The sequence below is a fragment of the Amycolatopsis sp. NPDC051372 genome, assembly GCF_040682095.1.
Taxonomy (GTDB): domain Bacteria; phylum Actinomycetota; class Actinomycetes; order Mycobacteriales; family Pseudonocardiaceae; genus Amycolatopsis.
The window spans coordinates 46,619-63,807 of sequence record NZ_JBFBAF010000037.1; the positions used below are offsets into that span (position 1 = coordinate 46,619).

The 17,189-nt window shown below is 72.3% G+C and carries 13 protein-coding genes; all 13 read right to left on the bottom strand.

The features are described from left to right. Window positions 1-5: 5 nt before the first annotated feature. Window positions 6-875, bottom strand: a complete 870-nt coding sequence (locus AB0M56_RS41040) for an FtsQ-type POTRA domain-containing protein (RefSeq protein ID WP_364186375.1) — start codon at window positions 873-875, stop codon at window positions 6-8. Then, window positions 872-2,281, bottom strand: a complete 1,410-nt coding sequence (murC, locus tag AB0M56_RS41045; RefSeq protein ID WP_364186376.1) for a UDP-N-acetylmuramate--L-alanine ligase — start codon at window positions 2,279-2,281, stop codon at window positions 872-874. Before murC ends, AB0M56_RS41040 begins: the two co-directional genes overlap by 4 nt. Further along, entirely contained in the window at window positions 2,274-3,398 is a 1,125-nt protein-coding gene (gene murG, locus AB0M56_RS41050) for an undecaprenyldiphospho-muramoylpentapeptide beta-N-acetylglucosaminyltransferase (protein ID WP_364186378.1), read from the bottom strand. The genes murC and murG overlap by 8 nt, the downstream gene beginning before the upstream one ends. After that, window positions 3,395-4,900 (bottom strand): putative lipid II flippase FtsW, encoded by a 1,506-nt coding sequence (gene ftsW, locus AB0M56_RS41055; RefSeq protein ID WP_364186380.1) that lies wholly within the window; start codon window positions 4,898-4,900, stop codon window positions 3,395-3,397. The genes murG and ftsW overlap by 4 nt, the downstream gene beginning before the upstream one ends. Beyond that, on the bottom strand, window positions 4,887-6,308 hold the full coding sequence (murD, locus tag AB0M56_RS41060; RefSeq protein ID WP_364186382.1) for a UDP-N-acetylmuramoyl-L-alanine--D-glutamate ligase: 1,422 nt from the start codon (window positions 6,306-6,308) through the stop codon (window positions 4,887-4,889). The genes ftsW and murD overlap by 14 nt, the downstream gene beginning before the upstream one ends. A 3-nt stretch (window positions 6,309-6,311) precedes the next feature. After that, entirely contained in the window at window positions 6,312-7,394 is a 1,083-nt protein-coding gene (mraY, locus tag AB0M56_RS41065; protein WP_364186384.1) for a phospho-N-acetylmuramoyl-pentapeptide-transferase, read from the bottom strand. After that, window positions 7,391-8,959 (bottom strand): UDP-N-acetylmuramoyl-tripeptide--D-alanyl-D-alanine ligase, encoded by a 1,569-nt coding sequence (murF, locus tag AB0M56_RS41070; RefSeq protein WP_364186385.1) that lies wholly within the window; start codon window positions 8,957-8,959, stop codon window positions 7,391-7,393. The genes mraY and murF overlap by 4 nt, the downstream gene beginning before the upstream one ends. Next, a complete protein-coding gene (locus tag AB0M56_RS41075; protein ID WP_364186430.1) occupies window positions 8,956-10,500 on the bottom strand; it encodes a UDP-N-acetylmuramoyl-L-alanyl-D-glutamate--2,6-diaminopimelate ligase in 1,545 nt (514 codons plus the stop codon). The genes murF and AB0M56_RS41075 overlap by 4 nt, the downstream gene beginning before the upstream one ends. 315 nt (window positions 10,501-10,815) lie before the next feature. After that, window positions 10,816-12,735 carry a penicillin-binding protein 2 gene (locus AB0M56_RS41080; RefSeq protein ID WP_364186387.1) on the bottom strand — a complete coding sequence of 640 codons (1,920 nt, stop codon included), beginning with the start codon at window positions 12,733-12,735 and terminating at the stop codon, window positions 10,816-10,818. Then, window positions 12,735-13,448, bottom strand: a complete 714-nt coding sequence (locus tag AB0M56_RS41085) for a hypothetical protein (protein WP_364186389.1) — start codon at window positions 13,446-13,448, stop codon at window positions 12,735-12,737. The genes AB0M56_RS41080 and AB0M56_RS41085 overlap by 1 nt, the downstream gene beginning before the upstream one ends. Continuing rightward, the gene (gene rsmH, locus AB0M56_RS41090; protein WP_364186390.1) at window positions 13,445-14,401 is read right to left on the bottom strand and encodes a 16S rRNA (cytosine(1402)-N(4))-methyltransferase RsmH; all 957 of its coding nucleotides are present in this window, start codon (window positions 14,399-14,401) and stop codon (window positions 13,445-13,447) included. The genes AB0M56_RS41085 and rsmH overlap by 4 nt, the downstream gene beginning before the upstream one ends. Before the next feature lie 215 nt (window positions 14,402-14,616). Further along, window positions 14,617-15,048 (bottom strand): division/cell wall cluster transcriptional repressor MraZ, encoded by a 432-nt coding sequence (gene mraZ, locus AB0M56_RS41095; RefSeq protein ID WP_220242238.1) that lies wholly within the window; start codon window positions 15,046-15,048, stop codon window positions 14,617-14,619. Between the two features lie 968 nt (window positions 15,049-16,016). Beyond that, on the bottom strand, window positions 16,017-17,120 hold the full coding sequence (locus AB0M56_RS41100; protein ID WP_364186391.1) for a lysylphosphatidylglycerol synthase transmembrane domain-containing protein: 1,104 nt from the start codon (window positions 17,118-17,120) through the stop codon (window positions 16,017-16,019). Between the last annotated feature and the right edge of the window lie 69 nt (window positions 17,121-17,189).

Consider the following 17,189-nt stretch of genomic DNA (forward strand, 5'->3'; position numbering starts at 1 on the left):
CGAGGTCAGGACGTGATGGTCGGCAGCTCGGGCGCCGAGACGTCGTAGACCTTGCCCTTCTGTGTGAGCAGGGCGGCCAGGACTTTCGCCTTGCGATCGGTCTTGCCGGCGTCGCCCCAGCGGACGGTCTTGCCGTCGGTGAGGGTGAACTGGACGCTGGCCGGCGTCTGGGCCGTCGCGGTGGTGACCTGCTTGAGCAGGGCCTGCGGGATCACGCCGAGCACCGCGGTCACCGCACGCGTCACCGGGTCGTCGGCCGACACCTTCGGCAGCTTCAGCTCCGGCAGCCCCGCCGGGCGCGTCTTCACGGTCTTGAACACGACTCCGCCACCGTCGACGAGGTGCACCCCGTCGCCGCCCGGGCCGCTGTCGAAGAACGCGATGGCCGTGCGCTCGGTCACCGCGATGTCCACGGTGTTGGGCCACGAACGCGACACGTCCACGGTCGCGACACCCGGCATCTCCGCCACGCGGTCGCGGATCCCGTCGACGTCGACGAGCAGCATCGGCTTGTCGGCCGGCACGGCCGCGACGGCCCGGATCTGCTCCGCCGACACCGCTTTCGCACCCTGCACGGCCACGTCCTTCACCCCGAGCATGGAGCTGAAGAACAGCAGATACCCCAGGCCCACGAGCGTGACGACCACGAGCAGCGCGACCCAGCGGCGCCGGATCTCCTTCTTCCGCGTCGGACGCGCGCGCAGGCTCTCCGCCCGAGTCGCCCGGCCCGAGCGCGGTGCCGTCGAGCGGCTCGAACGGGTACGGCGGCGCTCCTCTTCCGAGCGCCGCCCCCGCCGGGCCCGGGCCAGGGCAGCGCGATCCCGCTCGTCCTCTTCGGACGAGGGCGGGTTGCGGCGCTCCCTGGTCGACGTCATGCGCCCGCGGTCCTCCGGTCGAGCTCGGCCAGGATCTCCGGGCCCAGCTGCGTCACGTCACCCGCGCCCATGGTCACCACGAGGTCACCCGGCTTCACGAGGTCGGCCACGAGCTTCGCCGCGAGGTCGAATGCGGGCTGGTAGTGCACCGGGCTCGTCACGCGGTCGGCGATCAGCGTGCCCGTCACGCCCGGCACCGGTTCTTCGCGAGCGCCGTACACGTCGAGCACCACGACCTCGTCGGCCAGTGACAGCGCTTCGGCGAACTCCGCCGCGAAGGTCTGCGTGCGCGAGTACAGGTGCGGCTGGAACACCACGAGCACCCGGCCGAGCCCGGCCGCCGTGCGCACGGCCCTGAGCTGAGCGGCCACCTCGGTCGGGTGGTGGGCGTAGTCGTCGTACACGCGGACATCGCCGGAGCGGCCCTTGAACTCGAAGCGCCGGCGCACCCCGCCGAACGCGGCGAGCCCCTCGGCCAGGCCGGCCACGGGCGCGCCCAGCTCGAGCCCGGCCAGCAGAGCCGCGACCGCGTTGAGCGCCATGTGCTCGCCCGGCACGGCCACGCGCAGGTCGAGCTCCTCGCCGTCGAGCGAAAGCCGGACCTGGCCGCCGTCCGGGGCGGGCTTGTAGTCGAGCACGCGCGCGTCGCCCTCGCCGGTGGCGGTGCGGCCGTAGCGGCGCACGCGCACGCCCTCGGCCGCGGCCTCGTCGCCGAGTTTCGCGGCGCCCGGGTCGTCGGCGCACACCACGAGCAGGCCACCCGGCTGCAGGCGTCCGACGAACTCCGTGAACACCTTCACGTAGGCCTCGGCCGTGCCGTGGTGGTCGAGGTGGTCGGGCTCGACGTTGGTGACCACGGCGACCGACGGCGAGTACGTGAGGAACGAACCGTCGCTCTCGTCGGCCTCCGCGATGAAGACCCCGCCCTCGCCGTGGTGCGCGTTGGCACCCGACTCGTTGAGGTCGCCGCCGATCGCGAACGACGGGTCGAGCCGGCAGTGCTGCAGCGCCACGGTGAGCATCGACGTGGTCGACGTCTTGCCGTGCGTGCCGGCGATGCAGGCCACGCGGTGGCCCTCCATCAACCCCGCGAGCGCCTGCGCGCGGTGCAGCACCGGGATGTCGCGCGCACGGGCCGCGGCCAGCTCCGGGTTGGACTCCTTGATCGCCGTCGACACCACGACGGCCGACGGGGCTTCGGCGAGCGCGTCGAGGTTCTCCGCGCGCTGGCCCACGAACAGCTCGGCGCCCTGGGCGCGCAGCGACAGCAGCGCGCGCGACTCCTTGGCGTCCGAACCGGACACGGCCGCCCCGCGGGCGAGCAGGATCCGCGCGATGCCGGACATGCCGGCCCCGCCGATGCCGATCAGGTGCGCGCGGCGCAGTTCTTCGGGCAGCTCAGGCACCTGCGGCCTCCAGCACGATCTTGGCGAGCGTCTCGTCGGCCTCGCGGTGTCCCATCCCCACGGCGGCCTCGCTCATCTTCGCGACGCGCGCGGCGTCGGTGATCAGCGGCACCACCAGCTCGGCCACCTTGGCCGGGGTCAGCTCTCCGTCGGGCACCAGGAAGGCGGCGCCCGCGTCGACGGCGGGACGGGCGTTCACGGCCTGCTCGCCGTTGCCGTGCGGCAGCGGCACGAACACCGCGGGCAGCCCGACGGCGGATACCTCGGCCGCGGTCATCGCGCCCGAGCGGCACAGCACCACGTCGGCCGCGGCGTAGGCGAGGTCCATGCGTTCCAGGTAGGGCACCGGCACATAGGCCGGCTTGCCCGGGAACTCCTGCACCACGAGGGTGTTCTTCGGGCCGTGGGCGTGGAGGACGCCGACGCCGGCCTCGGCCAGCTCCTTCGCGGCGCCGGAAACGGCGCTGTTGATCGACTGCGCGCCCTGCGAGCCGCCGAACACCAGCAGCGTCGGGGCGTCCGCGTCGAGGTCGAAGAACTCGCGGGCCTCGGCGCGCAGCGCGGCGCGGTCGAGCGACGTGATCGACCGGCGCAGCGGGATCCCGACGACCTCGGCCTTCGGCAGCGGCGTGCCCGGCACGGCGACGGCGACGCGCGCGGCGAAGCGGGCGCCCACCTTGTTGGCCAGGCCCGGCGACTGGTTGGCCTCGTGGACCACGATCGGCGTACGGCCGCGCGCGGCGAGGTACGCGGGCAGCGCGACGTAGCCGCCGAAGCCCACCACGACGTCGGCGCCGACGCGCTCCAGCACGTCGCGGGTCCGGCGCACGGAGTCGCGGACCTTCAGCGGGAGCCGCAGCAGCTCCGGGGTCGGCTTGCGCGGCAACGGCACCGGCGGGATGAGCTCCAGCGGGTAACCGCGAGCCGGCACCAGCTTGTTCTCCAGGCCGCGCGCCGTGCCCAGGGCGATCACCTTGGCGTCGGGGCGCAGCCGCATGACGGCGTCGGCCAGGGCGAGGGCGGGTTCGATGTGTCCTGCGGTGCCACCTCCGGCGACGACCACCACGGGCACCTTGCCCGAGGGTGATCGCTCGGCTCCCTTGACGGGGTTACTCACCAATGACCTCTCCGGTTCGCGGTACCCCTGGCACCGCGGTTCGCTGTTGTCCGCGCCGCGTTCGTCCGTGCGGCAGTGCTGCGCCGCGTCGGCTGGCGGACCGACCTGCGGCGCTCCTGCGCCGGTGCGGGCCGGGCCGCGCGAGGCGCCGGCCGGGCCGCCTTGGCCCCCGAACCGGTCCCCCGCCCGGCCAGTCCCTTGCGGGTGGTCGTGGGCGGGCGGTACGGGTCGGGCGCGGGCAGCCTCAGCAGGCGTCCGAATTTACCCGGGCCCTGCGAACGCAGTGCGGCCACCGCCTCCGGTTCGTGCCGGGCGGCGTTGGCGAGCACGCCCATGATGAGCATCGTGATCACCAGGGAGGTGCCGCCGTAGGAGATCAACGGCAGCGTGACGCCCGTGACGGGCAGCAGGCCGACGACGTAACCGATGTTGATGGCGGCCTGCGCGACCAGGAACATCGTGAGCGTGCCCGCGACGATCCGGATCCACGGGTCGATGTTCCGCGTCGCGATCCGCAGCCCCACCACGGCGACGAGGGCGAACAGGGCCAGCACCACGGCGCAGCCCACGAACCCGAGTTCCTCGCCGACGAGGGCGAAGATGAAGTCGTTCTGCACGTTGGGCAGGTAGCCCCAGTTGGACGCGCCCTGGCCGAGGCCCTTGCCGAACAGGCCGCCGTCGGCGAGCGCGAGCTTGGCCTGGTTGGCCTGGTAGCCCTCCACCGTGGTGTCGGCGTTCGGCGACAGGAACGACATCACGCGCGCGAGCCGGTACGGGGCGATGATCGCCAGCACCAGGATGCCGGCGAGACCGCCGGCGAGGATCACGCCGAAGAGCCGCTTCGGCGCGCCGGCGAACCACAGCAGGGCCAGCAGCACGACGGCGAGCGTGACCGTGCCGCCGAGGTCGGGCTGCAGCATGACCAGCGCGAACATCACGAGCGCGACCGGGACGACCGGCACGAGCAGGTGGCGCCACTGGTGGATCACGTTGTACTTGATCACCAGGATGTGCGCGCCCCAGAACGCCAGCGCGACCTTCGCGGCCTCCACCGGCTGGAACGTGAACACGCCGAGCTTGAACCAGCCTTGCGAGCCGTTCACGGTGGCGCCCAGCGGCGTCAGCACGAGCATCAGCATGCCGAGGCAGACGACCACCATCGTGGCCGACATCCGGCGGATGCGTTCGAGCTTGATCCGCAGCCCCACCCAGAACACCACCGACCCGATGGCGACGAACATCAGCTGCCGGAAGAACAGCGAGTACACGCCGCTGCCGGTCTTGGGGTCGTAAGAGGCGACCGACGACGCCGACAGCACCATCACGATGCCGATCACGGTCAGCACGCCGGTGAGCGCGAGCACGAGGTGGAACGACGCCAGCGGCCGTGAGAGCCACGCCGTCAGCGCGGTGCGGAACGCCACGAACGGGCTTTCCTTGCGCTCGCGCCGCCGCGGCCGCTCGGGCCGGTCCTGGGTCCGTTTGTCGTCAACTACCGTCATTCGCCGCCCCCGCCGCACCGCCCGCGAGGACACGCACCGCCGCGATGAACGCGTCGCCGCGCTCGCCGTAGTTGCGGAACATGTCCAACGAGGCGGCGGCGGGCGCGAGCAGCACCACGTCACCAGGGCGAGCCATCGCGCTGGCCGCATCCACCGCCGCAGTCATGGGTTCATGGTCACCCGGACGGAGGCGGTTCACCGGGACATCCGGCGCGTGTCGCGCAACAGCGGCTGCGATCACGGGTGAATCCACGCCGAGTAGCACAACTCCGCGAAGCCGGCCAGCGATCGAGGCCACGAGTTCGTCGACCGCGGCGCCCTTGAGCTGGCCCCCGGCGATCCACACGATGCTCTCGTGGGCCCGCAGCGAACCGCCCGCGGCGTGGGGGTTGGTGGCCTTCGAATCGTTCACGTAGCGCACGCCGCCGATCTCGGCGACCTCCTGAGCGCGGTGCGGCGCCGGCTGGTACTCGCGCAGCCCCTTGAGCACGGCCTCGGGCGACACGCCGTGGGCGCGCGCGAGGGCGCCGGCGGCCAGCGCGTTGGCGACGTTGTGCGGCCCGGCCGGGCGGACGTCGGCGATGGTCGCCAGCTCTTCCGCGCTCGTGGCGGGGTCGGCGACGAACGCGCGGTCCACCAGCAGGTCCTCGACCAACCCGAGCTCACCGGCGTACGGCGTGTCCAGGCGGAACCCGATGCGCCGGGCGCTCTCGGGCGCGTGCTCGTCGGCGATGCGGGTGGACCACTCGTCGTCGGCGTTGTGCACGACCACGCGCGAGCGCTCGTGAGCCCGGCCCTTCGCGGCGCCGTACTCCTCCATCGAGCCATGCCAGTCGATGTGGTCCTCGGCGAGGTTGAGCACCACCGACGCGTCGGGCGCGAGCGTCGAGGACCAGTGCAGCTGGAAGCTGGACAGCTCCACCGCGAGCACGGCGTGGCCGGCCCGCACGGCGTCGAGCACCGCGTAGCCGACGTTCCCGCAGGCCACGGCGTCGACGCCACCCGCACGCAGCATCGACTCGAGCATGCCGACGGTGGTGGTCTTGCCGTTGGTGCCGGTGATCACCAGCCACGACGGCGGGTGCTCCCGCAGCTGGCCGAGGCGCCAGGCCAGCTCGACGTCGCCGATCACCTCGACGCCGGCAGCGGCCGCGGCGGCCAGCAGCGGCGACGTGGGCCGCCAGCCCGGGCTCGTCACCACGAGCACGGTGCCCGGCGGCGGAGCGCTCAGCCCCGGCACCAGCTCGGCACCGAGGCCCGCCAGCTCTTCGAGCCGCTCGGCGTTGCCGTCGGTGACCGTCACGTGGGCGCCCAGCTCCCGCAGAACCGGCACCACCGACTTCCCGGTGACGCCGGCGCCTGCCACGAGCACGTTCTTGCCTTCGAGCAGGAGCTCCCTGTCGGTCACGACCTAGCTCCCGACACCGAGCTGTTCGCTGTAGAACAGCCCCAGGCCGAACATGCAGCAGATGGCCGACAGCAGCCAGAAGCGGATGATCACCGTGGTTTCCGCCCACCCGGCGAGCTCGAAGTGGTGGTGGAAGGGCGCCATCCGGAAGAGCCTTCGCCGCGTTGTGCGGAACACCGCGATCTGGGTGACCACCGAGATCATCTCGACCATGAACAGGCCGCCGATCACGATGGCGAGCAGCTCCGTGCGGGTGGTCATCGACAGGCCGGCGACGAGACCGCCGAGCGCCAGCGAACCGGTGTCGCCCATGAAGATCTTGGCCGGCGCGGCGTTCCACCACAGGAAGCCGACGCACGCGCCGGTCGCCGCGGCGGCGACCACAGCGAGGTCCAGCGGGTCGCGCACGTCGTAACAGGCGGTCGTGGGCCCGTCGGCGCAGGAGAGGCGCGCCTGCCAGAAGGAGATGATCACGTAGGTCGCCAGCACCATCGCCGCGGCGCCGCCGGCCAGGCCATCGAGGCCGTCGGTGAAGTTCACCGCGTTCGACCAGCCGGAGATGACCACGTAGCAGAAGATCACGAACACGATCCACGGGAACGTGATCAGCGCCAGGTCGCGCACATAGGAGAGGCTCTGCGACGCGGGCGTGAGGCCGTGCTCGTCGGCGAACTGCAGCGACAGCACCGCGAACAGGATCGTGACCACGAGCTGGCCGACCAGCTTCGCGGTCTTGTTCAAGCCGAGGTTGCGCTGCTTGCGGATCTTGATGAAGTCGTCGAGGAACCCGACGATGCCGAGTCCCACGGCCAGTATGAGCACCAGCAGGCCGGACGCCGACGGCGCCGAGCTGTGGGAGTTGCCGAGCCAGCTGATCAGGTGTGCGACGAAGTAGCCGACGACCATCGCGATGATGATCGCGACGCCACCCATCGTCGGGGTGCCGCGCTTCGACTTGTGGCCCTGGGGCCCTTCTTCGCGGATCTCCTGGCCGAAGCCCTGCCGGGAGAAGACCCGGATCAGGTAGGGCGTGAGCAGGATGGAGACCAGCAGACCCGCCGCGGCCGCGATCAGGATGTTGATCACGCGTGACCACCGTTCGAGCGTTCAGAGGAGGGGGACGGGGAGGAGGAAAGAGACAGGGAGGAATGAGATGGGGAAGAGGAAGTCGACTGCGAGCCCGGCCCGGAGGGGGCGAGCAGCGCCTCGGCCACGTGCCACAGGCCGGCGGCGTTGGAGGCCTTGACCAGCACCACGTCTCCGGGACGGAGCTGATCATTCAGCAGGGCCACGGCGGCGTCGCCGTCGGGTACCTGCACCGACTCCTCGTTCCAGGAGCCCTCCTGCGAGGCGCCCTGGTGCATCGGCGCGGCCTCGTCACCGACGACGACGAGCTTGTCGATGTTGAGGCGCACCACGAGGCGGCCGATGGAGTCGTGCTCGGTCACGGAGTCGGCGCCGAGCTCGCCCATCACCCCGAGCACGGCCCACGCGCGGCGGCCGGTCCGGCGCATCGACGCGAGGGCCTTCAGCGCGGCTCGCACTGATTCGGGGTTGGCGTTGTACGCGTCGTTGAGGACGGTGACGCCGTCGGCGCGCGTGGTCACGGCCATGCGGTGGGCCGAGCGGCGCTCGAGGGCGGACAGCCGCTGCGCGACCTCGGCCGGCGTCGCGCCGAGCTCCAGCGCGATGGCGGCGGCCGAGAGCGCGTTGCCGACGTGGTGCTCGCCGTGCAACGGCAGCGTCACCGACGCTTCGCCGTCGGGAGTGATCAGCCGGAACGATGCGCGGGCCTCGGCGTCGAGCGTGATGTCGGCGGCGCGGACCTGCGCGGACGCGGTCTCGCCGACGCCGACCACGCGGGCGCTCGTGCGGCCGGCCATGGCGGCGACCAGCGGGTCGTCGAGGTTCAGCACGGCGACTCCACCCGCGTCGGCGCTCGGCAGCGCCTCCACGAGCTCGCCCTTGGCCTTCGCGATGGCTTCGCGCGAGCCGAACTCGCCGACGTGCGCGCTGCCGACGTTGAGCACCGCCCCGATGCGCGGCGGTGTGATCGCGGCCGCGTCGGCGATGTGCCCCATCCCGCGCGCGGACATCTCCAGCACCAGGTACTTGGTGCGGTGGTCGGCGCGCAACGCGGTCCACGGGTGGCCCAGCTCGCTGTTGAACGAGCCGGGCGGCGCGACCGTGGGGCCCATCGGCTCCAGCAGCTGCGCGATGACGTCCTTGGTCGAGGTCTTGCCCGACGAGCCGGTCAGCGCCACGACCGTGAGGCCCTCGGCGGCGAGCCGACCGACGACGTGGTTCGCCAGCTTCGCGAGCGCGGCCAGCACCGCGGCGCCGGACCCGTCGGTGTCGCCGGCCAGCGCGACCGAACGGTCGTTGGCCTGGCCCTCGGGCAGCGGCGGCACCACGATCGCGGGCGCGTCGACCTCGCGGCCGGCCAGCACCGCGACGGCACCGGACGCCACGGCCTTCGCGGCGAAGTCGTGTCCGTCCACGCGCTCGCCGGGAAGGGCGACGAAGAGGCCGCCGGGCCCGACCTTGCGCGTGTCGAACTCGACACACCCTGTGACGGTCAACGAGCCGTCGGCTCCGTGCAGCCGGCCGCCGACGACGTCGGCGATCTCGGCCAGGCTGAGCTCGATCACGCACTCACCTCGAGATGCTTGCGAATGGCGGCCTCGAGCTCGTCGCGGTCGGAGAACGGGTGCACGACACCCTGGACCTCCTGGCCGGTCTCGTGGCCCTTGCCGGCGATGAAGACGATGTCACCCGCGCGGGCGAGCGACACGGCGTGGGTGATGGCCTCGCGGCGGTCGCCGATCTCCACGATCTCACCGCCGTGGGACGGCCCGACGCCCCGCGCACCGGCGAGCATCGCGGCGCGGATCAGGGCCGGGTCCTCGGACCGCGGGTTGTCGTCGGTCACGATCAGCACGTCGCTGCGGCGGACGGCTTCCTCGCCCATCATCGGGCGCTTGGCCGTGTCGCGGTCACCACCGCAGCCGAGCACCGTGATGATGCGGCCGTCGGTGCGGGCGCGCAGTGCGTCGAGTCCCTGCGCGACGGCCGCGGGCTTGTGCGCGTAGTCGACGACGGCGGTGAAGTCCTGGCCCAGGTACACGCGCTCCATCCGGCCCGGCACCTCCACGGCTCCGAGGCCCGCGATGATGGCCGCCGGGTCCACGCCGGCGCTGCCCAGGATCGCGGCGGCGAGCACGGCGTTGGCCACGTTGAACGTACCCGGCAGCGGGATCTTCGCGGCGAGTGTGAGCCCGTCCGGGCCATGGAGGGTGAAGGTCTGCTCCCCCGCCGCGGTGGGCTCGATGTCGGAGGCGCGCCACGCGGCGTCGACGCCCTGCTCGATCGACACCGTCACCGTCTGCGGCGTGAGCAGCGCCCGGCCCCACGCGCTGTCCACGACCACGACCTCGGTGGTCGAACGGCCGTCGAACAGCAGCGACTTGGCGGCGAAGTACTCCTCCATGTCGTGGTGGAAGTCGAGGTGATCCTGCGAGAGGTTCGTGAACGCGCCGACCGCGAAGCGCGTGCCGTTGACGCGGCCCAGCGACAGCGCGTGGCTCGAAACCTCCATCGGCACGTGGGTCACGCCGCGCTCCAGCATCACCGCGAGCAGCGCCTGCAGGTCCGGCGCCTCCGGCGTGGTGAAGCCGCTGACCAGGCGCTCGCCCGCGATGCGCGTCTCGACCGTGCCGATCAGGCCCGTGGTCAGGCCCGCAGCACGCAGCCCGGAGTCGACGAGGTAGGAGGTGGTGGTCTTGCCCGACGTGCCGGTGACCCCCAGCACCGACAGGTGCAGCGACGGCTCCCCGTAGATCCACGCGGCCATCTCGCCGAGCGCGGCGCGCGGGTCCGGGTGCACGAGGACCGGGATACCGGCGTCGCGCAACGCGGGGCGCTCGGCGCCCTCGGCGTCGGTGAGCACCGCGGCCGCGCCGGCGGCCACGGCCTGGTCGCTGAAGTCGGCGCCGTGGGCGCGCGCGCCGGGCAAGCCGGCGAACAGGTCGCCCGGCAGCACGTGCTGCGCACGCAGCGTGGTGCCGGTGACAGTGAGGTCGGCGGCCTCGGGGCTCTCGGCGATCAGCCGGGCGCCCGCGCGCGCGAGCAGGGTGGCCAGCGGGACCGGGTCGATCCGGGCCGGGCGGGGCGGGGCGGCGACCGCCTTCACCGGGCTTTCCGGCAGCGACGAGGCAGCCGGCCCGCTCTGGGGTTTGGACGAGGACACGGACACGTCCGAGAGGTTACCGAGAGCGCGATCGGGTGACCCAAGGCGGTACGGCGAAAGCGCCGCCGCGCACCGTGTGTGCTATGCGGCGCGCGCAACGTCGTTGCGGGGCAAGCGTTTCCGCCCGCCGCCACCAGCCGATGTGGACTATCGCAGCCGGAAACACACGGCCCGGGGCCGCCTCGCTCGGTGCGAGGCGGCCCCGGGCCGTGTGTTGCGAAGGCGTTCCGGTCGTGTCGCGGGAACGTCGCGGAACCGTCACGGGATGATGAGCGGGACCTCCGGCGACGGACCGTCGGACAGCGGGATCTGGTAGCGCTGCGTGAGGTACGAGGCGATGGAGTGGAACAGCGGGCCAGCCGAGTGCCCGGCCGGCAGCGTGGTGTCGGGGGCGTCGAGGCGGATGCCGACGACGAACCTCGGGTGGTCGGCGGGCAGGATCCCGGCGAAGGTGATGTTGGCCAGGCTCTGGCTGTAGGCCTTCGTGCGCGGGTCGACCTGCTGGCCGGTGCCTGTCTTGCCCGAGATCTGGTAGCCCTCCAGCGCGGCCGACGGCGCCGTACCCGCGTTGGGGCTCTTGGCGTTCTGCACCACCGCGCGCAGCATGTCGCGCACCGTCGTCGCGGTCTGCGGGCTGACCACCTGCACCGGCTTCGGCGCCGGCTCGGGCACGACCGTGCCGTCCGGGTTCTTCTTCGCCTTCACGATCCGCGGCGGCACGCGCAGGCCGTTGTTGGCGATCGTCTGGTACATCCCGGCCATCTGGACCACGGTCATCGACAGGCCCTGGCCGATCGGCAGGTTGCCGAACGTACTGGCCGACCACTGGCTGCGCGGCGGCACGTAACCAGGGCTCTCACCGGGCAGGCCGAGGCCGGTGCGCTGGCCGATGCCGAACTTCTTCAGCAAGTCCGAGTAGCGGTCCGGGCCGATCTTCTGCGCCAGCTCCAGCGTGCCCACGTTGGAGGACTTGGCGAAGATGCCCGTGGTGGTGAAGTTCTGCGTGCCGTGCACCCAGGCGTCGTGCACCGTGCGGTCGGCGATCTTGATCTCGCCCGGCACCGCGATCGTCGACTGCGGCGTGGCGATGCCCTCGTCGATGGCCGCGGTGGCCGTGACGATCTTGTTCACCGATCCCGGTTCGTACGGTGTGGTCACCGCGCGGTCGTTGAGCAGTTCGTCCTGGAAGGTCGACTGGTCGTTCGGGTTGAACGTCTTGTCGTCGGCCAGCGCGTAGATCTCGCCGGTCTTCGAGTCCATGATCACGGCCTGGCCGCCCTTTGCGTGCGACTGCGCGACGTAGTCGCTCAGCTGCCGCTGCAGCTCGTACTGCAGGTCCGAGTCGATGGTGAGCTCGAGGTCCGAACCGGGGATCGCCGCCTGCAGCACGTGCTCGGAGCCCGGCAGATACAGGTTGTCGTTGCCGTTCTGGGTGTTCACGATCTCGCGGCCCGGCGTGCCCGCCAGGTCGTTGTCGCGCGACTGCTCCAGCCCGACCACGCCGTGGAGGTTGTGCTTGGACACGTCGGGGTCGTCCATGCGCCAGTTGGCGAGGCCGACGATGTTCGACGCGAGCGTGTCGCCCGGGTATTCGCGCATCGCGCGGTTCTCCACGCCGATCCACGCGAACTGCTTGACGATGTCGGTGGCCACGGACGGCTCGACGTTGTCCACGAGGTAGGTGAACGACTGCGGCTTGTGCAGCTTCGTCAACAGTTCCTGCTCGGTGGTCAGGTTCGGCACCTTGGCGGCGATGTACTTGGCCGCCTGCGTCACCTCGCTTTCGAAGTTCACCCCCTTCGCGGGGTTCTTCTTCGCGTAGTCGTCCATCGTCTTGTGCAGCACGCGCAGGTTCACCGACAGCGTGCGGGTTTCCACGCTGAAGGCGAGCTTGTTGCCGTTGCGGTCCACAATGGACCCGCGCTGCGCGGGGATGTCGATGGTGAGGCTGCGCTGCCGCTCGGCCGCGGCCGAGAGCGTGGGCGCCTCGAACCACTGCACCTGCACCAGCTTCACGCCCGCGACGACCATGAGCGCCACCAGCAGGATGCGCACCGCCGAGAAGCGGCTGCGCTGCCCGCCGTTGCCGCGCTTGGCCACGGCGCGGCGCGTGCCCGCGGCGTAGGTCCGCCGGGCGCTGCCCGCGGCACGCGCCCGGCTCGCCCCCGAAGCCACCATCACTGTCCCGCGGACGGCAGGTCGCCCTCGATGCCGCCCTCTTGCTGACCCGAAGCGGGCTGACCGGTGTTACCGGGCTGCGGCGGCGTCTCGTTCGTCGAGCCGGCGGCAGGCTGGGCCTTCGTCGGCTCGCCGACGACGGTGGTCTTGCCGTCCGGCCCCACCACGATGCGGGCCGGGTCGCCGCCGGGCACCATGCCCAGCTGCTTCGCGGCCGGCGCCAGCGACGCGGGCGACTGCGCCTTCGCGACGTCGCGCTCGAGCCGGTCCTTGGCCTCGGCCAGGCCGGCGTTGGTCGTGCGCAGCTGCTCGAGGCGGTAGGAGTCGGCGATGGCCTGCGTGGTCAGCCACAGCGTCGAGGCGACGCCGACGGCCAGCAGCCCCATCATGACCAGCACGAACGAGGCGCGCGAACGCGGCCAGCGCAGCAGCAGCCGCTTCGGCTTGACCTCGGCCTCGGTGCGTTCGACCTGGGCTTGGGGCTTCTTCGGCTCCCGCTGCTGCAGCAGGTCGGCCCGCTGCGCGCGGCGCGCGTACGCCCGCTCCGCGGCCGTGGTGCGGCCGCGCGAGGACCGGCGCGGCGTGGTTTCCGGCTGCGCGGTGGTGCGGCCGGTCGTGGTCTGCGGTTCCTGCTCGACCGTGGTCCCCGCTTGCGCGCTCCGGCGCGTCGCCGGCGCGCCGGAGCGGCGGCGGGACTTCGTGGGTGCGGTCATCGCGGCTCTCCGATCCTCTGTGCTGCCCGCAGCCGCACGGAGGCGGCCCTCGGGTTGTGCTCGATCTCGCCTTCGCCTGCCTTCTCGGCTCCTCGGGTCAGGAGTTTCAGCTCGGGGCCGTGCCCGGGCAGTTCGACCGGGAGCCCCTCCGGGGTCCGCGACTTCGCGAGCTCCGCGAACGCCTGCTTCACCAGGCGGTCTTCGAGCGACTGGTAGGACTCCACGACGATGCGGCCGTCCATCGCGAGCGCCGAGAGCGCGGCCGGCATCGCCCGCCGCAGCACTTCCAGCTCGCCGTTGACCTCGATCCGCAACGCCTGGAACGTGCGCTTGGCCGGGTGCCCGCCGGTTCGGCGGCTCGCGGCCGGCACGGCGTCGTAAAGCAGCTCGACGAGCCGCGCGCTGCGCGTGAACGGCTCCTTCTCCCGCTCGGCGACGACCGCCCGCACGATCCGTTGCGCGAAGCGCTCTTCGCCGTAGTCGCGCAGGATCCGGATCAGCTCGCCGGGTGTGTAGGTGTTGAGCACGTCGGCGGCGGTGAACCCGGTGGTCGGGTCCATTCGCATGTCCAGCGGGGAGTCCTTCGAGTACGCGAAGCCGCGTTCGGCGCGGTCCAGCTGCATCGAGGACACGCCGAGGTCGAAGAGGATGCCGTCCACACGGGACAGTCCCAAGCCCTCGATGGCTTCGGGGAGCCCGTCGTAGACGGTGTGGACGAGGTCGACGCGGTCACCGTGCCGCGCGAGCCGCTCGGCCGAGCGCTCGAGCGCGGCGGGGTCGCGGTCCAGCGCGACGAGCCGCAGGCGGGGGAAAGCCGTGAGGAGCGCGTCGGAGTGGCCGCCGAGGCCGACGGTCGCGTCGACCAGCACCGCGTCGCGGTCGGCGAAGGCGGGGGTGAACAGCTCGACGATGCGGTCCAGCAGCACCGGAACGTGCTCGTGTTCGGTCGCCATGCCCCTCCCCCTTTCGTGCTCCGAATTCCCGGGGAAGATGCGGCGGATGCCGTCAGGTCCCTGCCCGCCCGCGGTCCGACCTGGCACCGGGGAAGGTGCGCCAGGGCCAAAGAGCGGACAGAGGCCTCACGGCATCCGCGGGGACGTTTTCCGGTTCCACGGCCTCGGCGGACCCGCGTCCCCCGACGACGCAGGTGCTCCGGTGTCCGTGTCCCCTAGAAGACGCCCGGTAGAACTTCCTCTCGAGCCTTCGCGTAGCTGTCCTCGTGTTCGTCCAGGTAGCCCTGCCACGCCTGGGCGTCCCAGATCTCCAGCCTGGTGATCGCGCCGATCACCACGCACTCCTTGTTCAGCCCGGCGTAGCGCCGGAGCTCGGACGCGATGGTGATGCGCCCCTGCCCGTCCGGGCGTTGTTCGTCTGTTCCAGCGAACAGGTAGCGCTGGTAGGCCCGAACCGCCTCGTTCGTGAACGGGGCGTCGGCGACCTTCCGTGCCATCTGCTCGAACTCGGCGCGGGGGAAGACGAAGAGGCAGTGGTCCTGCCCCTTGGTGACCATCAGCCCGCCGGCCAGCTCGTCGCGGAACTTCGCGGGCAGCGCGAGCCGCCCTTTGTCGTCCAGCTTCGGGGTGTGGGTGCCGAGGAACACCGGCCTCCACCTCCCTACCGGCTCCGGCTGGCGAACCACCCGACTCCGGCCCCGGGGCTCCCTTCTGCCCCACTGGTCACCACCGTACCCCACTTTTCACCACAGTCAACGCGACCTGCCTCGCGTTAACTCCGTCGTGTCACGCGTTTACGCAGGTCAGCGCCGTGGGGCCTGGTGGGGGGTGGGTGGGGGCCCGTGGTCAAGATCCCCCGCGCCGGGGTCTCGGAGCAACCCGACCGGGTGCCGGACGTCCGCGGAACGGCAGCGTGAAGACCAGGGATCCCCTGGGTGGGGCCCGGTGGGGACCCCGGTGGGGCCCGGTGGGGATCGCAGTGGGGGCCGCGGGTGGGGCCGCGGGTGGGGGCGGTGGGGATCGCAGTGAGGCGCGGTGGCGACGCGGGTGGGGTGAGGTGGGGAGACCGGCGGGGCCGGGCCGGGGCTTGCGGTGGAGCGACGTGGGGACTCCGGGAAACACCTGGTCAAAGGGCACTCGCGGTCGCCGGGCCCTGGCAGTTGCAGCGCGCCCGTGGCCACCGGACCCTCGGGGTCGCCCAGCACTCGCGGTCGCCCAGCACTCGCGGTCGCCGGACGCTCGGCAGTCACCGCGCACCCTCGCAGTCGCCGGACGCCCGTGGTCGCCGTATTCGACTGACCTCGTAGTTACCCAGGCAGCCGCCGGTCCTCGCGGTCGCTGGGCCTCGCGGTCACCGATCGCCGGTGGCCCAGGAACCTCGTGGTCACCAAGCACTCGCGGTCGCCGGACGCCAGTGGTCGCCAGGCCCTCGCGGTCACCGATCACCCGTGGCCACCGGACCTTCGCGGCCACCGTGCGCTCTTGGCCACCGAATACTCATGACCACCGGACTCTCCCAGTCACCGTGCACCCCGCAGCCGCCGGGCACTCAAGGCCACCGGACCCTCGCAGTCACCGGGCGCCCGTGGCCACCGGGCTCGAACGTGAGGGCGGATCAGGCCTGGGGCAGGGCGGCGGCCGCGGTCGGCTCGTGGCCGTGGGCCGGCGTCGCGTGCGGTTGCAGGGCGTAGACGACCCAGCCGACGAGCGACAGGCCCGCCCAGCTGATCGCGCGGTAGATGAGCACGGTCGCGGCGGCCGGTGCGGCGGGGACGCCCGCGGCCACCAGCACGCCGAGCAGACCGGCTTCGGCGAGGCCGGCGCCGCCGGGAAGGATCTGGAGGGCGATGCTGGCCTGGACGACCAGGAAGCCCACGGCGAGGACGTCCCAGCGGATGTGCGTGCCGGTGCCCTCGGCGCTGGCGATGAGGGCGAAGAAGTCGAAGCCCCAGCTGGCGAGCGCGAGGACCAGCAGAATGGTCCAGCGGGTGCCGCCCGGGCGCAGCCGCGCGACGCGTTCCGAGAGTTGCAGCGCGGCGGCGTCGGCTTTCTCGAGCCAGGTCTTGCGGCAGGTGGCGCAGGTGCCCGGGGTGCGGCCGAACACACGCAGCAGTGAGGTGAGCCCGCGCTGCAGGACGGCCGGGTGCGTCAGCAGCGCCCACACCCCGGCGGAACCCACCGCGACCACGATGGCCGCGGGCACCGCCAGACGCAGCGGCACCCGGCCGGCCCAGGCGAGCCCGAACCAGCCGAGGACGATGAGCAGCACGGTGGTGATCACGCCGGCGAGCAGGACCGCCCAGGCCGACAGCGCGCTGTCGACGCCGCGGCGGCGCAGCTGGTTGATCGCGTAGGCGAGCGAGCCCGCCCCGCCGACCACGGGGACCGTGGTGGACACGGCGTTCTGCGCGAAGGTGATGCCCTGCACGGCCGAGGCCGGCACGTGCGCTCCCCCGACCAGCAGCAGCTGGCGGTGCAGTTCGCCGTACACGGCCAGCGCCGCGAGCCCGGCGAGCCCGGCGGCCGCGACCCAGCCCCACTGCACGTGGTCGAGCTGCGAGAACTCCGTGGCCAGCTCCGGCACGCGCCACACGAGGTACCCGAGGGCGGCGGCCACGACAGCCCAGTGGAGCGCGGGCCGCCAGGGTAGGCGGCGCCGCGCCCGCGTGCGGTGCTCGACCGCTCCGGACTCCGTGTCCGCCATTTCAAGGCTCGTCACGCCCGCCTCCTCCCACGCTTCTCTTACTGGCGACAACCCCAGTGTGCGGCCGGGCATTCCGACCGCCAC

Coding starts and splice junctions, on each gene's coding strand:
- AB0M56_RS41040 (WP_364186375.1), bottom strand. CDS start 875: ATGACGTCGACCAGGGAGCGCCGCAACCCGCCCTCGTCCGAAGAGGAC.
- ftsW (WP_364186380.1), bottom strand. CDS start 4,900: ATGACGGTAGTTGACGACAAACGGACCCAGGACCGGCCCGAGCGGCCG.
- AB0M56_RS41080 (WP_364186387.1), bottom strand. CDS start 12,735: ATGGTGGCTTCGGGGGCGAGCCGGGCGCGTGCCGCGGGCAGCGCCCGG.
- AB0M56_RS41085 (WP_364186389.1), bottom strand. CDS start 13,448: ATGACCGCACCCACGAAGTCCCGCCGCCGCTCCGGCGCGCCGGCGACG.
- rsmH (WP_364186390.1), bottom strand. CDS start 14,401: ATGGCGACCGAACACGAGCACGTTCCGGTGCTGCTGGACCGCATCGTC.